17 protein-coding genes are annotated in these 16,965 nt (G+C 42.7%); 10 read left to right on the top strand and 7 right to left on the bottom strand.

Annotated elements, in window-relative coordinates; genetic code table 11:
- Window positions 1–50: 50 nt before the first annotated feature.
- Window positions 51–1,661, top strand: a complete 1,611-nt coding sequence (locus tag M2132_RS06610) for an ABC-F family ATP-binding cassette domain-containing protein (protein ID WP_280672540.1) — start codon at window positions 51–53, stop codon at window positions 1,659–1,661.
- A gap of 179 nt (window positions 1,662–1,840) precedes the next feature.
- Here the strand turns inward: M2132_RS06610 and M2132_RS06605 are convergent, their stop codons facing one another.
- Window positions 1,841–2,962 (bottom strand): hypothetical protein, encoded by a 1,122-nt coding sequence (locus M2132_RS06605; protein ID WP_280672538.1) that lies wholly within the window; start codon window positions 2,960–2,962, stop codon window positions 1,841–1,843.
- A 461-nt stretch (window positions 2,963–3,423) separates the two neighbouring features.
- Between M2132_RS06605 and pyrH the strand changes: the two genes are divergently transcribed.
- From pyrH to M2132_RS06560, 9 genes are all read left to right on the top strand, one after another.
- A complete protein-coding gene (gene pyrH, locus M2132_RS06600; protein ID WP_280672536.1) occupies window positions 3,424–4,134 on the top strand; it encodes a UMP kinase in 711 nt (236 codons plus the stop codon).
- Window positions 4,135–4,178: 44 nt separating this feature from the next.
- Window positions 4,179–4,739, top strand: coding sequence for a ribosome recycling factor (frr, locus tag M2132_RS06595; RefSeq protein WP_280672534.1), 561 nt, complete (start codon window positions 4,179–4,181; stop codon window positions 4,737–4,739).
- Window positions 4,740–5,138: 399 nt separating this feature from the next.
- Window positions 5,139–5,942 carry a hypothetical protein gene (locus M2132_RS06590; protein ID WP_280672533.1) on the top strand — a complete coding sequence of 268 codons (804 nt, stop codon included), beginning with the start codon at window positions 5,139–5,141 and terminating at the stop codon, window positions 5,940–5,942.
- A 50-nt stretch (window positions 5,943–5,992) separates the two neighbouring features.
- Complete coding sequence (rsgA, locus tag M2132_RS06585) at window positions 5,993–6,916, top strand: ribosome small subunit-dependent GTPase A (RefSeq protein ID WP_280672532.1); 924 nt, start codon at window positions 5,993–5,995, stop codon at window positions 6,914–6,916.
- The gene (locus tag M2132_RS06580; protein ID WP_280672531.1) at window positions 6,900–7,301 is read left to right on the top strand and encodes a DUF2809 domain-containing protein; all 402 of its coding nucleotides are present in this window, start codon (window positions 6,900–6,902) and stop codon (window positions 7,299–7,301) included. The genes rsgA and M2132_RS06580 overlap by 17 nt, the downstream gene beginning before the upstream one ends.
- A gap of 6 nt (window positions 7,302–7,307) precedes the next feature.
- Window positions 7,308–7,700, top strand: a complete 393-nt coding sequence (locus tag M2132_RS06575) for a hypothetical protein (RefSeq protein WP_280672530.1) — start codon at window positions 7,308–7,310, stop codon at window positions 7,698–7,700.
- Window positions 7,701–7,716: 16 nt separating this feature from the next.
- A complete protein-coding gene (cls, locus tag M2132_RS06570) occupies window positions 7,717–9,150 on the top strand; it encodes a cardiolipin synthase (protein WP_280672529.1) in 1,434 nt (477 codons plus the stop codon).
- Between the two features lie 41 nt (window positions 9,151–9,191).
- On the top strand, window positions 9,192–9,857 hold the full coding sequence (locus M2132_RS06565) for a hypothetical protein (protein WP_280672528.1): 666 nt from the start codon (window positions 9,192–9,194) through the stop codon (window positions 9,855–9,857).
- Between the two features lie 5 nt (window positions 9,858–9,862).
- A complete protein-coding gene (locus tag M2132_RS06560; protein WP_280672527.1) occupies window positions 9,863–11,152 on the top strand; it encodes a folylpolyglutamate synthase/dihydrofolate synthase family protein in 1,290 nt (429 codons plus the stop codon).
- On the opposite strand, the gene M2132_RS06555 is transcribed toward M2132_RS06560, so the two are convergent.
- The 6 genes from M2132_RS06555 to M2132_RS06530 all read right to left on the bottom strand — a co-directional run bounded on the left by M2132_RS06555 (window position 11,135) and on the right by M2132_RS06530 (window position 16,701).
- Complete coding sequence (locus tag M2132_RS06555; RefSeq protein ID WP_280672526.1) at window positions 11,135–12,172, bottom strand: glycosyltransferase family 2 protein; 1,038 nt, start codon at window positions 12,170–12,172, stop codon at window positions 11,135–11,137. The genes M2132_RS06560 and M2132_RS06555 overlap by 18 nt on opposite strands.
- 123 nt (window positions 12,173–12,295) lie before the next feature.
- Window positions 12,296–13,366, bottom strand: coding sequence for a TlpA disulfide reductase family protein (locus tag M2132_RS06550; RefSeq protein ID WP_280672523.1), 1,071 nt, complete (start codon window positions 13,364–13,366; stop codon window positions 12,296–12,298).
- Window positions 13,367–13,377: 11 nt separating this feature from the next.
- Window positions 13,378–14,013 (bottom strand): DUF3256 family protein, encoded by a 636-nt coding sequence (locus tag M2132_RS06545; RefSeq protein WP_280672521.1) that lies wholly within the window; start codon window positions 14,011–14,013, stop codon window positions 13,378–13,380.
- Window positions 14,014–14,100: 87 nt separating this feature from the next.
- Window positions 14,101–15,264: a Na+/H+ antiporter NhaA gene (gene nhaA, locus M2132_RS06540; protein WP_280672520.1), complete on the bottom strand. Its 1,164-nt coding sequence runs from the start codon at window positions 15,262–15,264 to the stop codon at window positions 14,101–14,103.
- Between the two features lie 7 nt (window positions 15,265–15,271).
- Window positions 15,272–16,024 (bottom strand): tRNA pseudouridine(38-40) synthase TruA, encoded by a 753-nt coding sequence (gene truA, locus M2132_RS06535; RefSeq protein ID WP_280672519.1) that lies wholly within the window; start codon window positions 16,022–16,024, stop codon window positions 15,272–15,274.
- Window positions 16,025–16,038: 14 nt separating this feature from the next.
- Entirely contained in the window at window positions 16,039–16,701 is a 663-nt protein-coding gene (locus M2132_RS06530; RefSeq protein WP_280672518.1) for a DUF5715 family protein, read from the bottom strand.
- Window positions 16,702–16,965 lie beyond the last annotated feature (264 nt).

Genomic DNA, 16,965 nt, shown 5'->3' with positions numbered 1-16,965 from the left:
AAGGTGAATAGACAGATATTCACCTTTTTAATGTTCAATAAAAACGAAAGATGATAACAGTTTCGAATTTAAGTATTCAGTTTGGTAAAAGAATATTGTTTCAGGATGTGAATCTGAAATTCACAAACGGGAATTGCTATGGTATAATAGGTGCTAACGGTGCAGGGAAATCAACTTTCCTGAAAATATTGAGCGGAGAGAAAGACGCTACCCGTGGGTCGTTTTCGATGGATCCGGGCGAGCGTATGTCTGTCTTGTCGCAAGACCACTTTGCCTTCGACGGACTTACCGTGATCGACACCGTTTTGCAAGGGCATACAACGCTATCGGAAATCATGACCGAAAAAGATGCCCTCTACGCAAAGGAAGACTTCAGCGAAGAAGATGGTATCCGTGCCTCGGAGCTTGAAGAACGCTTTGCCGAGCTTGGCGGATGGACAGCCGAAAGCGATGCGGCAAGCCTACTGAACGGCTTGGGGATAGAAACAGGGTTGCACACCCGGTTGATGTCGGCGATGAGCGGTAAGCAAAAGGTAAGGATATTGCTTGCGAGGGCACTTTTTGGACAGCCAGACAACCTGTTGCTCGACGAGCCTACCAACGACTTGGATATAGAAACCGTTAGCTGGTTAGAAAACTATTTGGCAAACTTCGATAATACGGTACTCGTTGTCTCGCACGACCGCCACTTCTTGGATTCGGTTTGTACGCACATCATTGATATAGACTACGGAAAGATAAACCTTTTTGCAGGCAATTATAGTTTTTGGTACGAGTCGAGCCAGTTGGCATTGCGTCAGCAATCGCAACAGAACAAAAAGGCCGAAGAAAAACGGAAAGAACTTGAAGAATTTATCCGCCGTTTCAGCGCCAATGTAGCAAAATCCAGACAAGCCACCAGCCGCCGAAAAATGCTCGAAAAACTGAACGTTGAAGAGATAAAAGCATCGTCGCGTAAATATCCGGGCATTATCTTCACCCCCTCGCGCGAGGCAGGTAACAAAATACTTGAGGTGAAGGGCTTGAGTAAGTCGGTCGATGGGAAAGTGCTTTTCGATAATGTAAATTTCAATGTGGAAAAGGACGATAAGATTATCTTCCTGTCGAAAGACCCCCGTGCCATGACGGCTTTTTTCGAAATCATTAACGGCAAGATAAAAGCCGATGGTGGAACTTACGATTGGGGGCAAACCATAACAGAAGCTTACCTTCCGCTCGACAATTCGGAGTTTTTCGATACCGACATGAACTTGGTCGATTGGCTGGCACAGTTTTCGGACGACACAAGCGAGATTTATCTGAAAGGCTTTTTGGGCAGAATGTTGTTCTCGGGCGAGGAAGTGTTGAAAAGCGCGAGTGTACTTTCGGGAGGAGAGAAAATGCGCTGTATGATTGCCCGCATGATGATGAAGAATGCCAATACTTATGTTCTGGACTCGCCTACCAACCATCTGGATTTGGAGTCGATTCAGGCCTTCAATAATACGCTGAAACAGTTTAAGGGAAATGTACTGATGTCCTCGCACGACCATGAGTTTATCCAGACCGTTTGTAACCGCATTATAGAACTTACACCCAATGGCATAATAGACAAAATGATGGATTATGACGATTATATCCATTCGGACGAAATAAAGGCACAGCGCGAAAAGATGTACTAATCATCTTTTCGTTTTATAACAAAGTTGTCCCAAAAGTAAAAAGGCACTATCAAGGTGTTGTCATTTTTGTCATTCTGAGTAAAACGAAGAATCCCGGTTTTCGGGGAAAAGATCCTTCACTTTGTTCAGAATGACAAGAGGGCTAAAAAATACTTTTGGAACAACTTTATTTATGCTCTTTATTTTATGGCTACCACCTGAATTTTCTTTTCAGGATTGAGAGTCACCGATGTGTTATAGCTTTGGTGAACGTCTTTCTTTTTCTTGTCCTTAAACCGTTGGGTAACGGTTAGTTTAATATCGGTACGGTAGATGCCGGCACTGTCGCGTATCACCGTTATGTTTTGTAGAGAGGGCTGATACAGACTCTCTTTCAGTTTCTTATCCTTTACCTCGGCTTTTACTTTCTCGGATATGGTTCCTGCATTTACATTTTCGTTTTTCAGAAACACAGACAGTGTTTGTGTGGAATTGGCGGCAATGCTGAATGTTTTGGCATCCGAAACCGCCTGGAAGAAATCGGTTAAAACAGTCTTTACACTATCGAGTGCAGTCCCTTCGAGTGTAACCAACGTGCTGAGGTATTTATGGCGGCTTTTGGCTAATTCTATGTATTTCCCGGTAATGTTACCGATGCTTATGTTGTCGATATAGGCCTGATACGAATCGGGGGTATCTGTTTTTTGTGTTTCGTTCCAGCAGAGCGAATCCATTATATCGTGGGCTTCATCCTTAAAGGGCGAGTCGGGGTATTGGTTCAGAAAACTGTAAAAGAGATTGATGTCGGACGATTTTTTAACTTCCGTCCAATCGTCTGTTTCTTTTTGCCGTAAGCTTTTTATTCTTTTTTCGGCTTCGTCTGCAAACTTACCTTCGGGATACTGAATCAGGTATTTTGAGTATTCGAGAGGTGTGTTTTCTTTTATGCGGCTTTCCCAGAAATCGTTTTCGGTGCGTTCGGTGGTTCTTTTTTCGTTCCATACCCATGCCACTGCGCCCAACCCTACAATAAGGAGCAGGCCGCAGGCTATGAAGTATGCTATCGGTTTTTTGTCTTTCTTTTTTGTTGGCGGAGGTGTGCCTGTATCCGAATCGTGGCTTTCGGCCTCTTGTTCGGGTTCATCGACCGGAGGTGTGGGCGGTTCTTCGGCTTGTATTTGTTCGTCTAAGGTTTCTTCTTTGACCGTTACCGATGCCAGAAAGTCGGAACTGCGGTTTTTGGCTGCTTCTTGGCAATTGTTGCAAAATATACCTTCGTCATCGACAGGTTTGCCGCATAAGGGGCATTTATGATCAGACATATCGCTCTCAGAGTTTGATTAACCCGTAGTGCGTTTAGAAAATAAAAGCTAATTATTTGAGAAATAACATATATCCATTTTTGTCATCCTGAGTGAAACGAAGGATCTTTAATAAAAAATACAGAGATTCTTCACTTTGTCCGGAAGGATAAATGCTGTAATATGTTTATAATAAGCCTTTTGTTATAAGTTCTCTAAATGAACTACGAATTTTGATTATTATACTACAAATGATTATTCCTTACTATTAAGTAACAAATTTATGAAATATGTGTTCAAATTTTGTTCATAAATCGGAATAAAAATATTGAAAGTGACACAATTATCGTATTTTATTGCCTGCCGTAAGCTCCGGAGGGTGTAAGTATAGGGCTGATGACGGTTTAAATTTTGAAGATGGAGACAGTATTATGTCATAAAAATTATTAGTTTTGTACATTAAAAAAAAGTAAAAATAACTAATGGCTAAATATAAGAGAATATTACTCAAACTGAGTGGCGAGTCGCTGATGGGAGACAAACAGTACGGCATCGACGAAAAACGCCTCACCGAGTATGCGGCACAGGTAAAGGAAGTGGTTGCGATGGGTGTGCAGGTGAGTATCGTTATTGGCGGAGGTAATATTTTCCGCGGACTGAGTGGTGCTTCAAAAGGTTTTGACCGTGTTAAAGGCGACCAGATGGGTATGCTGGCAACCGTAATAAACAGTTTGGGCTTAAGCTCGGCTCTGGTTGCCATAGGGCAGAAGGCACGCGTGCTGACAGCCATTCGTATGGAGCCTATCGGAGAGTTATACTCCAAATGGAAAGCCATAGAGGCGATGGAAAACGGAGAAGTAGCCATTATTTCGTGCGGAACGGGAAATCCGTTTTTTACAACCGACACAGGCTCTGCCCTTCGTGGCATTGAGATAGAGGCCGATGCCATGCTGAAAGGTACACGGGTGGATGGCGTTTATACGGCCGACCCGGAGAAAGACCCTACGGCCACTAAGTTCGACCGTATTTCGTACGACGAAGTTTATAAACGCGACCTCAAAGTTATGGACCTGACGGCAACTACCATGTGTAAGGAAAACAACCTGCCTATCGTTGTTTTCGATATGGATACCGTGGGCAACCTTGCCCGGGTGATGCGTGGCGAAAATATCGGCACGGTGGTGCATGCGTAACAAAGTGTAAAGAATTGAAAATAACCAGATAAAACAAAAAACCAATGGCAGACATTAAAGAACTTGAAAAGAAAGCCGAAGCGAAAATGCAATCGGCGGTTGAGTTTTTGGAAGAATCTTTGGCACATATCCGTGCAGGAAAGGCAAATCCCCGTATCCTTGACGGTATCAGGGTCGATTATTACGGAAGCCTCACCCCCTTGTCGGGTGTAGCAGGTGTCAGCGCTCCCGATGCTAAAACAATTGTCATACAGCCTTGGGAAAAGAACATGCTTCAGGAAATTGAGAAAGCAATAATCAATTCCGATTTGGGCTTGAATCCGGCAAACGATGGCGAGGTTATCCGCCTGATGATTCCACCTTTGACCGAAGAACGTCGCAGGGCTTTGGTCAAACAATCGAAACAGGAAGCCGAAGACGCAAAGATAAGCGTGCGCAATGCCCGTCGTGACGCCATAGATGCGATCAAGAAATCGGTAAAAGACGGAACTCCCGAAGATGTGGCTAAAGATGCCGAAAATTCGATGCAGAAAATACACGATAAATACATCAAACAGATAGACGACCTGTATGCTGCAAAAGAAAAAGAAATAATGACAGTGTAATACTCTCTGTGTGTATTAATTTTTCTTTGATAACAAGATATACCAAAAGGTGGACACTGGCTTTGTTTCCGCCTTTTTCTATTTTGCACAGAAAGAATCATAGGTAAAATCTATTAGCTGATAGAAAAAAATAAGTAGGAAAAGAAAACAATATCCCAATTGGAGATGTTTTATCAAGAAAATAAGGTGAAATTGAATGAAAGGTAAATAATATTTAGGCTTGGTAAATACGAGGACGGGCTTCCGGTTTTATCCGGAAGCCTATTTTTTTGTGCCGGAAAAGAACAAACAAATGAAAAACATGTATCTTTGAAATATAAAGGAATTGGGCAAGCTTTAAATTTCGATTATAAGTGCAATATTTGTAGCTTGCCTTTGATAGTTATAATTGATAGTATTATGAAAAGACTTTCGTTTACACTTTTGCTTGTTTTGGGTACGACATTCATAAATGCGCAAATAAAAAAAATAGATGTAGCACCCAAAAAGACCTCTGAAGTACTTCTGAAGTTGGGCGAACACAACTTTCTGGGGAATAATGCTGCCGGATACATAAACAGTGAATTGTATTTGCCGCCTTTGAATCAAGAACGAGAGAGTCCTGACCGTTGCGGTTACAGTTATTTCTATATTGAAAAGAATGGAATGATGAAAGCATATATGCCTGTAAAATGTATATATTATGGCGACTATTCTGACCCTGATTATTTGAAGGATAAATATTATACTGTGATTGATGTTATAGAAAGAGATAAACTGTATTCATCGTCTGGAGAGAAAGAAAAGTATTTAGCTATTATTGAAAAAGAGATCAAAGATACTCTTTATTTTAAGTATAACCCGAACATGGAAGCCTCGTTCTTGTTTATTTCAATTCCTTTTGCAAACAACGCAAATACGTTATATACAGGCAAAGAATTCGTTTCGAGGGGGGCGAATTGGTTGAACTCAGACGATGATATATACGATGTGGTTACGGGGAATCCCGTTAATTATTCTCCCGGTATGGTGTGGGTGTGCAAAGAAGTAAGTGTGGTTAAAAGTTCTCTTTCTCTTATATTGGAAAACAGTAAGGGAGAAACCGTATATTATCCTGTCGATATGATTGACAGTGATTTTTTACTCGACAAAAAAGTTTCTGATGGTTACAAGAAAAAATACGGAGTAACTAAATGGAATAAAATGTTGAGACGTTTAATGTAAGTTTTAAATTTTCTTTTTGTATAAAGAGCGTCGTAGTATAGAATTTATTGATGGAAGGACTCGTCATTAAAAATACAGGTAGTTGGTATGCTGTCCGCACTGCAGAGGGTAGGGATGTGGAATGTAAGATTAAAGGAAACTTTAGGCTTAAAGACATAAAAAGCACCAACCCGATAGCCGTAGGCGACAGGGTAACTTTTGCCCTTAACGAAGACGGCACAGGCGTGATTTCGGACATTAGCGACCGCAAAAACTACATCATACGCCGTTCGTCAAACCTATCGAAGCAATCGCACATCATAGCCGCCAATCTTGACCTTTGCTATCTGCTGGTAACGGTTGCCAAACCGGCAACAACAACCGTCTTTATAGACCGTTTTCTTGTTTCGGCAGAAGCTTACCGGATACCCGTGTGCCTGATATTCAACAAAATTGATATGTACAACCGGGACGAGACCGAGTATATGGACGCCTTGGCCGATTTATATACATACATCGGTTATCCCTGTCATAAAATATCGGCATTAGAAAATATCGGTATCGATGTCTTGAGAAATGAACTGAAAGGTAAGGTAACACTCTTTTCGGGGCATTCGGGCGTGGGCAAGTCTACACTGATAAATACTTTGCTACCGGGAGCGGGTTTGCGCACGGCCAGTATATCGGACTATCATGGCAAGGGAATGCACACAACAACTTTTTCCGAAATGCTGGAACTTCCCGATGGTGGTTTCATAATAGATACACCCGGAATCAAAGGCTTTGGAACTGTCGATATGGGTGTTGGCGAAATAAGCCATTACTTCCCCGAAATATTCAAGTTTTCGGAAGAATGCCGTTTCAATAATTGCAAACACGTAAACGAGCCGGGATGCGCAGTGCGCGCGGCTGTGGAGAATCATTATATAAGCGAAAGCCGGTATAAATCGTATTTAAATATTTTGGAAGATGGCGCAGATGGAAAATACCGCTGACGATAGCCCAAGGAAAACAAGATTAAGGTTTGCCTTAAAACCTTTTCTGATATTCCTTTTGGTGTTTGTGATAGAAGTGTTTATCGCCCTTTTTGTGAGGGATAGTTTTGTACGCCCCTTTGGCGGAGATATTTTGGTGGTGGTGATGATGTATTATTTCGTAAAGTCGTTTATCCAGACCAAGCCCCTGTACATTGCGGTGGGCGTTTTGCTTTTCGCCTTTGCTGTGGAGGTAGGGCAGTACTTTAATATGATAGAGGTACTCGGCATGCAAGATAATAAGGTGATGAGGGTTGTAATAGGCAGTTCTTACAGCACTATCGACCTGATTTGTTACACAGTGGGTGCGTCAATATGTTACTTCGTTGACTTCAAGAAAAAGTAAACGCGTATGAGCTTTCAACAACGGAAAAAAGACTATTTGCAACGCCTTGTGGAAGAATTCTTTGCTAAGCTGCAAAAGCTGATAAACGGGCAGAAGCATCTGAGCAAAACGGAAATTGACGAGCTGTTGGACGATTGTTATCAGTTTTTTTTCGATAACTTTGGTGTTACGCATTCCGATTCGTTTGGGCAGGTTGCGGAAAAGATAACTGATTTCGAACTGTTGGAACAATATGCGAAACTGCTTCTGACCGAGTACGAAGCCGCAGGAACGGTTTTAGATAAAAACCTGCTAGGCAAAGCCCTCGAAATAGTTGAATACATAAACACGGTTGACTCAACTTACTCGTGGGAGCGCACAATTATGAGGGAGGATATACTCCGGAATTTGGAAGAATAAAAACTTTACAGGAACGATGTTAAACTTTTTTTCGGCCGACGATGCATACCTGATATTCCAAATGCTGTATGTTATTACAGCTATCGGGGTGGTTATTGTTGTGATTTCGGAAAATCGCAATCCGCTGAAAACCATTTCGTGGGTGCTTATACTCTTGCTGTTGCCTTTGGCGGGCTTGGTTATTTATTATTTTTTTGGCGAAGACCATCGCAAGCGGCGGCTGATATCGCGCAAGATGCGCAAAAAACTCAACAAACAGTCGGTAGACCGCAATGATATGCTCGAAACCTCTTATCCGCCTGCCGAGTACAAAGGGCTGGTCAGCCTGTTGAATAAACTGAAAGATACACCCTTATACGCAGGCTCGAAGATTACCTTCTATTCGGACGGGAAAGATAAATTCGATGCATTAAAGGAGGAATTGCGCAAGGCACAACATCATATACACTTGCAATACTACATTTTTATGGACGATAAAATCGGGCACGAAATCCGTAGTATTTTGGTCGAGAAGGCTCGCCAAGGCGTAGAGGTGCGTGTGCTGTATGACGATGTGGGTTCGTGGAAAGCCAAAAACCGCTTCTTTAAGGAAATGGCAAAGGAGGGGGTGCTGGTCGAGGCATTTCTGAAGGTGCGCTTTCCTTTGCTTACGAGCCGTGTTAACTATCGTAACCACCGCAAGGTTGTTGTTGTAGATGGCAAGGTGGGTTTCATGGGGGGCATGAACATTGCCGACCGCTATATAGAGGGAACCAACGGCGGAGTTTGGCGCGATTGCCATTTTAAGGTAGAAGGCAAGGCGGTGCATGGCTTGCAAACCTCTTTTGCGATAGACTGGTATGCCTCGCGTTCCGAGTTTCTGGCTTCGGGCAAATATTTCCCTGTTCTTGAAGAAAAAGGCGTGAACCTGATGCAGATTGCAACCAGTGGCCCCACCGGCGAGTTTAAGGAAATATTGCAAGGCATCTTTAAAGCCATTGTCAATGCCAAAGAGTATATCTATATACAAACGCCTTATTTTATACCCAACGATACACTTTTGCTGGCTATACAAACAGCTGCCATAAGCGGGGTTGAGGTGAAGCTGATGCTGCCTAAAAAATCGGATACCACCTTTGTGCATATAGCAACGCTGTCGTACATAAAAGACTTGCTGGGAGCCAAAGTAAAGGTCTATTTCTTTCAGGAGGGCTTTGTTCATAGCAAGTTGATGGTGATTGACGATTCTTTGGTTATCAGTGGTTCGGCCAATATGGATGTACGTAGTTTTGAGCATAACTTCGAGATAGACGCATTTATATATAACCACGAAACGGCTATGGAGGCTAAAAAAATATTTGAAACCGATATGCTGGCATGCGAACAGGTAGATGCCTATAGATGGGCGCACCGCCCCATGTATCGACGATTTGCAAGTTCGGTTATGAGAATGCTTACACCGTTGCTGTAATATGCTGAACCCTGTACAATTGCTAGTAATACATATTTATCATGAAGAAATTATTATTATTCGTAACATTCTTGTCAATCACATTCTTATTGCCCGTTTTAGGGAATAAAGAACAAAGCTTAAAGGCGCAGAGCCTAACAGCAGACCAAATGACAGGGTGGGCAACATACCACCTTTTTGGGAAAGTAAAAATAATGAAGTCCGATTCGGTAGAATGGCATTTTAATGAGGAAGGAGATCTATTCAAAACAATATATCCGGATGGAGAAGAAAATATAACATCTTACACAAAAAATCCCGTTACTGAAAACAGTGAGGTCAATGACCGTAGGCTTGTTTTTGGTAAAAATACCCGCAAGGCAGAAGGACGTTGGCATTCTGAAACCTCTACTTTCGACCGATATGGCAGAACTGTAAAAGAGGAGGGATACGAAGGAGGCTACTCATATACGTACAAATATATTTTTGACACGGAAACCGATAAGTTCCCTTCGGCTATGAAATATACAGATGTAGATCATGGTACTGAGAGTGATGCTGATTACAAATATGAATATCTTGAGTTTGATAAAAATGGTAACTGGACAAAACGCAGAGTACATAGTGTTATGAATATGGTAGATAATGATGTTGTAAATGGAGAAGAACCCATCAAAACAAGCGAAACCGAGGACTATATAGAAACCCGAACTTTTGTTTATTATTAAAGAAAATGAACTATCAGCAAACAATAAATTATCTTTTCAGTCAGATGCCTGTTTTTCAGCAGGTGGGCGCAGGGGCTTACAAGGAAGGGTTGGACAACAGTTTGGCTTTAGACAAGTATTTTGCGCATCCGCACACGAGGTACAAAACCATACACGTTGCGGGGACTAATGGCAAAGGGTCTACCTCGCATCTGCTGGCGGCCATATTACAAGAAGCGGGTTATAAGGTAGGGCTTTACACTTCGCCCCATTTGGTCGATTTCCGCGAACGCATCCGTGTGAATGGAAAGAAAATACCGGAACAATATGTCGTGGATTTTGTGGAGCGTCATAGAAGCTTTTTTGAACCGATACACCCTTCGTTTTTTGAGCTTACCATGATGATGTCGTTTTGCTATTTTGCAGAGCAGGAGGTAGATGTTGCCGTCATAGAAGTTGGTTTGGGCGGACGTTTGGACAGCACAAATATTATCACGCCAATAGCTTCGGTTATAACAAATATAAGCCTCGACCATACCCAGTTTTTGGGCGATACGCCCGAAGCGATAGCCACAGAAAAAGCAGGGATAATAAAACCCGGCATCCCAGTGGTGATTGGCGAGGCTCAAGGAGGCGTTCGTAAAGTATTTGAAGCCAAAGCACAAGAAGCCGGTGCGCCCATCATTTTTGCAGAGGAGGCAAACCCCATCCTTGCAGCCGATAGGCAGGCCAACGGAAGGTGGCAGTACCAAACAGAGCCTTACCCTAATCTGGTGGGCGAGTTGGGAGGTTTGGCACAGGTGAAGAACGCGGCAACCGTTCTTTGTGTACTCGATGTTCTGCAAAACGAAGGATTAAATATCGTACCCAAAGCCGTATATGAGGGTTTTGCCAATGTTTGTGAACTGACAGGGTTGATGGGGCGTTGGCAAATTATCAGGCAATCGGCTCCTAAAATAGTGTGCGATACGGGACATAACACAGGCGGAATCCGTTATATTGCGGAGCAACTTGCCTCCGAGAAATACAATCGCTTACATATTGTGATAGGTATGGTCAACGATAAGGATATAAGCCATGTGTTGGAGTTGTTGCCCAAGAAGGCTACATATTATTTTACCCGTGCCGATATCCCCCGTGCATTGAGCGATGAAGATTTGCGCAATCAGGCTTCTGCTTTTGGTTTGGAGGGGCGTTCTTACCATTATGTCAGAGACGCGGTAGAGGCAGCCTTAGAGAATGCAACGGACGATGATTTTATTTTTATTGGTGGTAGCAACTTTGTGATTGCCGAGGCATTACCCCTTTTTGACTGATTGGCTGAAATGTGTGCCTACGGTCATTCCCGACGTGGGAGAGTATATATGAAATTGCACGCGGGAGCCTTTGTGGAGGTCTATGCGCTCTATTATCTGCCCGTATGTCATTTCGGTTCTGTTTAGCAGAACAACCGTGTCTTTGCCCGACGCCTCTTCTTTCTTAATGCCGAAGATACGGCGCAAAGCGGCAAACGATGCCCGCAAGGCGATGCCCGACGAAATGAAAAATGAATACAACCTCCCGTAATTAGGATAGTGTTTCTTAAAGAATATGTGCATGGCCTCGTAAAAGACTTTCACGTACTTCATATCGTCTTTGCTTGTGCTTTCGCCCTTGTAGTGTATAATGCGCTGGGGCAGGTAATAGTTTTTATATCCTCCTTTCACAATCCGGTACGAGAGGTCTATATCCTCGCCATACATAAAGAAGGCTTCGTCCAGATAACCAACCTTATCTAAAGCCTCTTTGCGCATCATCATGAATGCTCCGGCCAAAACGTCAACCTCGTGCGTTTCGTTCTCGTTCAGGTAGCGCAGATGGTATTTGCCAAAGGAACTGGAATTTGGGAAAAGCTTAGCCAACCCAAAAATCTTGCAAAAGGAATTCCACGGCGAAGGGAATCCGCGTTTCGATTCGGGCAGGAATCGCCCCGAGCCGTTAATCATTTTCACACCAACTCCTCCCGACAGCGGATGGCTGTCCATAAACCGGCATACGTTTGCAAAAACGTCTTCGCCCACAACCGTATCGGGGTTCAGTAGCAGTATGTATTGCCCTTTGCTGAGCCTGATGGCTTGGTTGTTGGCTTTGGCAAAGCCGGGATTGTCTTTATTCTCGATAAAGGTTACGTTGGGGAATTTGGGTTTGAGGTACTCTATTGAACCGTCGGTCGAGTTATTATCAACAACAAACACTTCCATTCGGAAATCGGTTTTCGATTCAAAGACCGAAAGCAGGCATTGTTCCAGAAAGTATTTTACGTTGTAATTTACTATTATAACCGATAGTTTGGGCATAGTATGCAGAAAGTATTTTTTTAGGTTTTAAGCGGCAAAGCTAAACATTATTGATATCATTTCCGATATAAAAACGCATTTTTCGGGCTTTTATTATCCGTATCAATTATGCTTGCTCTATAATCATCTCCCCTCCAAGAAAAGGTCTAAATCGTCGCTTCCGGCATCTACATCAAGAACAATTCCGTCTTTATCTAAAAGAATGCTATAGGGAATTCCACTGAAATGAAGCTTTCGCCTGATGTTGGTTGCGAGTTCATCATCAAGTGTAACAAATTGTAACCAAGGCATACCATGTTTTTCTAAAGCTTTTTCCCAAGCCTTCCTCGAAGAATCGAGCGATACGCTTATTATCTGCAAACCTTTGCCTTTATATTTTTCGTACACTTTTTTTAGGTTGGGGATATCTGCTACGCAAGGGCCGCACCACGAAGCCCAGAACTCAACAAAAAGATAGTTGTCTTTGCCAATAAATTCGGATATCTGTTTTTCGTTTTTGTTGGAATCGAAAAAATAAAAGTCCGTTATTTTATTGCCTATCATCGATTTGCTTCTGGCCACTTCTTCGTTGTCAGCTTTTCGTATAGCAATAGCCGATTTTATTTGGGGGTAGTTTCTCTCTTCGGGGCTGATTTCTTGAAGTGCTATATCGAAAATAGAATTAGGAAGACAGTTTAAAATATACAAACCAAAGGCATTGGTGGTATTACGGAGGAAGAAACTTTTTTCCGTAGCATAATAGTTATCTATATAAGCTTGACTAAAGTTTTCGCTCGGCTTCAGTTTTTTCCCTTTTCCGATATGTTCTGAGCGAAAGTCTAAAAATGCCTGAAGATCGTCATTTATAGGAGTGCCGCCAACGCGGGTAAGAGAGTCTGAGTCCGAAAGCAGAACCGTGATATTGCCCTTTTCTAAGACAAGTGCATACGAAAGAACCAAATCTTGGTTTTCTTCTTTGGTTGCTATGCGGGCAAAGTTGTTAATAGACTCTCTCCCTGTAAAACTGAATTTGCCGTCTACAATGGTTGTTGAATCTTCCTTAAAATCTAAATCGCTGGGATATGTAAGGATTATGGTTTTTCCGTTGTGTATCGCATCAATGCTTCCATCTATATAGAATGTATTGCTTTGTGCCACGGTAAACTGTGCAACTAACAGACAGATAAAGAATAGTATGCCTTCCGTTTTTTTCATAAGTCCCGGTGTTATTTGAAAGAAGCTTTATCCCATGTAAATGTTCGTGGCTGTTCGGTAAGGAAAGGGCAAACTTTTTGGTAATCTTCGGCCGAAAGGTAATTTATGACCTCATACTCCGCTTTGATAGTCGTATCGTTTGCCGACAGACTTAGTTTTATGGGGTGCATATCGAGTATTTTTTCAGCAAGCAGATATTCTTCGCTGCCTTTATCGGCATCGGGCTTAATGAACCACCGGAAATCTTTTTTGGGGAAAAGCCCCTCCTGGCTGACGGCAGACCATTGGGTGGTATAGAATTGTATCCGGCTGTCGCAAGCTTTTGCACAAACGGATGTGATGACGCAAACTATTTTTGAGTCGTTGATAAGCGGGAGTAATTTTATTTGTATGGTTCCTACTTCCGAGGTTTTCAGGGCGATATAATCGTCGGTCATAGCCACTCGTTCTATGATTCCGTCTAAAGAGGAGGCAGCGGTAATTTTAACTGTATCGTTGGGGTGGGATACCAGTTTTTCTTTGCTTTCGGCGTTTAAGCCGAAAATCACGCTATCGGGTATTTCCAGAAAAACAGCGGTTATATCTTGTCCTTGAATACTCAGAACCGAAAAGCAAAACAGAGCCAGTAGCGCGAAAGTTCGTTTCATATGTCTTTTTTTTAATCTCAAATATAGTGAAAACATTACTACCGCGACCTTAATGTAAGGTTATCTTCGGGTTCTTTTAAGTTTTTTTCAAGAGAGGTGTGTGTCCTGTTCGTTCTTCAGATTCCATTTCAGTACTATATAGCCTATTGCCCCAGACAGCAGAGAGCCAATCAGAATGGAAAGTTTTGAGTTGTCTATAACCGAAGCTTCGGCAAAGGCCAGCATCGTTATAAATATAGACATCGTGAAACCTATACCTCCCAAAAAACCTATCCCAACAATGCTTTTCCAATTGGTGTACGAGGGAAGGCTTGCCAGCTTTAAAGCCTTCACAACGAGGAAACATGCCAAAACTATACCTATCGGCTTGCCTAAAATCAAGCCGGCGAGTATGCCCAGAACTTCGTTTTCGGCGAGCATATGTTGCAGGTCGGTATTGACGTGTATGGCAGTGTTTGCCAAGGCAAAAAGCGGCAGTATGGCAAACGAAACAGGATAGTGAAGTTTATGCAGGAAAGACAACGACATCGATTTTTTGTCGGCACTCTCACCAAAAGGAATCGTAAAGGCAAGCAATACGCCGGCTATTGTGGCGTGTATGCCCGATTTCAGCATAAAAAACCACATAAACACACCACCTATAATATAAGGCAAGGCATATTTCACTTTACTGCGTTTGAAGAGAAGCAGCAGGACGAATATGGCAATAGAGGCGGCCAACGATAGAAAATCGAGGTCTTTCGTATAGAAAATGGCAATAACTATGATTGCGCCCAAATCGTCAATAACAGCCAACGTCATCAAGAAGATTTTGAGCGAAACAGGCACTCTGTTTCCTAACAGCGACAATATGCCCAGAGCAAAGGCTATATCGGTAGCCATCGGGATTCCAAACCCGGATTGGGTGGGTGTGTTGTAGTTGAACAAGGAGTATATCAACGCGGGAACAATCATTCCGCCTATTGCCGCGCTTATAGGCAGTAAAACGTTTTTGGGGTTCGATAGTTCCCCTATCTTCATTTCCCTGACAAGTTCAAGACCCACCATCAGAAAGAAAACCGCCATCAGCCCGTCGTTTATTATTAACTCAAGGTTTATGCCGCCTATTATATCATGATGCCAAAGTCCCGAATAATACTCGCCTATGGGCGTGTTGGTAAGGATTAGCGACACAAGGGCACACAACACTAAGATTATGCCCACGGCTTGTTCACTTTTAAAAAAACTTTTCACGAAAGATAAAGAAGGCATAGGCTGATTATGTTTTTGTAATAAATATTTCTTGGGGATAGGTCACCTCTTCCAGAAACAGGGCATGTCCGGGCACGGAATGTCCGGCCACGCATCGGTCTTTGGCTTCGATAATCCGGCGCATACCTGTTTCGTTTAGCTTGCCCCGCCCTGCTTCGAGCAGAGTGCCTACGATGGCTCTCACCATATTCCGCAGAAAACGATTGGCCTGTATTGTAAACACATAGTCGTCTCCTTCCTGTATCCATTGGGCTTGGGTTATGGTGCAATTGTTGGTTTTTACATCGGTATGCAGTTTGCTGAAACTGGTAAAATCTTCGTATTCGAACAACACGTTGGCACATCGGTTCATCATCTCTGTGTCAAGGTTTCCGTGTATTTTGTATTTGAAAGGATACAAGAACGGGTCTTTTTGCGTGGTCAGATAGTAACGGTACAGGCGCGATGTGGCATCGAACCGGGCATGCGCATCCTGTTTTACTTCCACTATATTATATATAACAATATCGTTTGGTAATATACGGTTCAGTTTATCGGCCAGTTGAAGGGGGGCTATCTCTTGTTCGGTATCGAAGTGGGCTACCATCTGTCTGGCATGCACCCCGCTGTCGGTTCGTCCGGCTCCTGTTATTGGCACTTGCGTGCGAAGTATTGTTGCCAAAGACTTTTCTATTGCTTCCTGCACGGCTACACCATTCGGTTGGTTTTGCCAGCCGCAGTAGTCAGTACCGTTGTATGCCAAATAAATAAAGTATCGCATATGTAATTTATATATTATCTGACGGTAATATGAAAACATGCTTGTTTTCGTTCGTGCTTTATGTAACACTCGTCTCCTTCACGAAGGTCGTGGAGAACTTGCCCTAAAACGAGCTTCAGCTTGTCGGGACTTAAATCCTTGCCCGAATTCTGTACCTTGGCAAACCTGCGCCACGATATATCGAAGGTGGTTGCGTAGCGGTGAGCCGAATTGTCGCTGGCATTACGGTTTCTTTTTGTCAGGGTCTTAACGTCCTCGTCGGTCCGGGTAATGCTTGTAACGATGGGTTTATATAATGTAAGTTTCTGGTTGATGAGCGAATCGCGGAAATTGGCCGATATCTTGGTCAGTAGCGCCGAAGCATCCGGAACAAGGTAAGGAATAGAGTGTTTTAACTCATCCAATCGGTATAATTCAATTTCGCAAGGTATTCTCACCAGTTTATCTTTGCAAAGAGCCGTATCGGCCCTCGATTCTAAAACAGAGATGCCTTTAGCCAGTGCGGCACTTGTATGGAGGTCGTGCAAATCGCTAAACGTTTTATTGTAGTTCCCGTTAAAGCGGGTATGTTTTCTGGGCGTATTTTCTTGGGGGAGGGTTTTTGGCTCGGACTTACAAGATAAGATTGCGACCCAAATGATAAATATTAAACAAAAACTTAGAGGGGAATATTTCATTCTTTACTTCTGATTTTACTAATGTAGGTGCAAATATAATAAAAAAGAGGTAACGGTAAATGGAGAGAAAAGCGGTTGCCTGCTCTTTATGTTTCATGGCTCGTATATTTTTTTCAAATTTTCTTTTGTATTGCAAGTTCTTGTTAACGAGGGATTGCGGATGGTTTTGGGGGTATTTTGCGAAAAAAACTTTATAAAAAAGGTTTTAAAAAGTTTGGATAGGATTAAAGTTTGTTTTACTTTTGCATCCGCTTTCCGGTTAAG

Origin of the sequence: Dysgonomonas sp. PH5-45 (assembly GCF_029893235.1) — a bacterium.
In the GTDB taxonomy this organism is placed as follows: domain Bacteria; phylum Bacteroidota; class Bacteroidia; order Bacteroidales; family Dysgonomonadaceae; genus UBA1309.
This window is presented reverse-complemented; position numbering and strand designations above follow the sequence as displayed.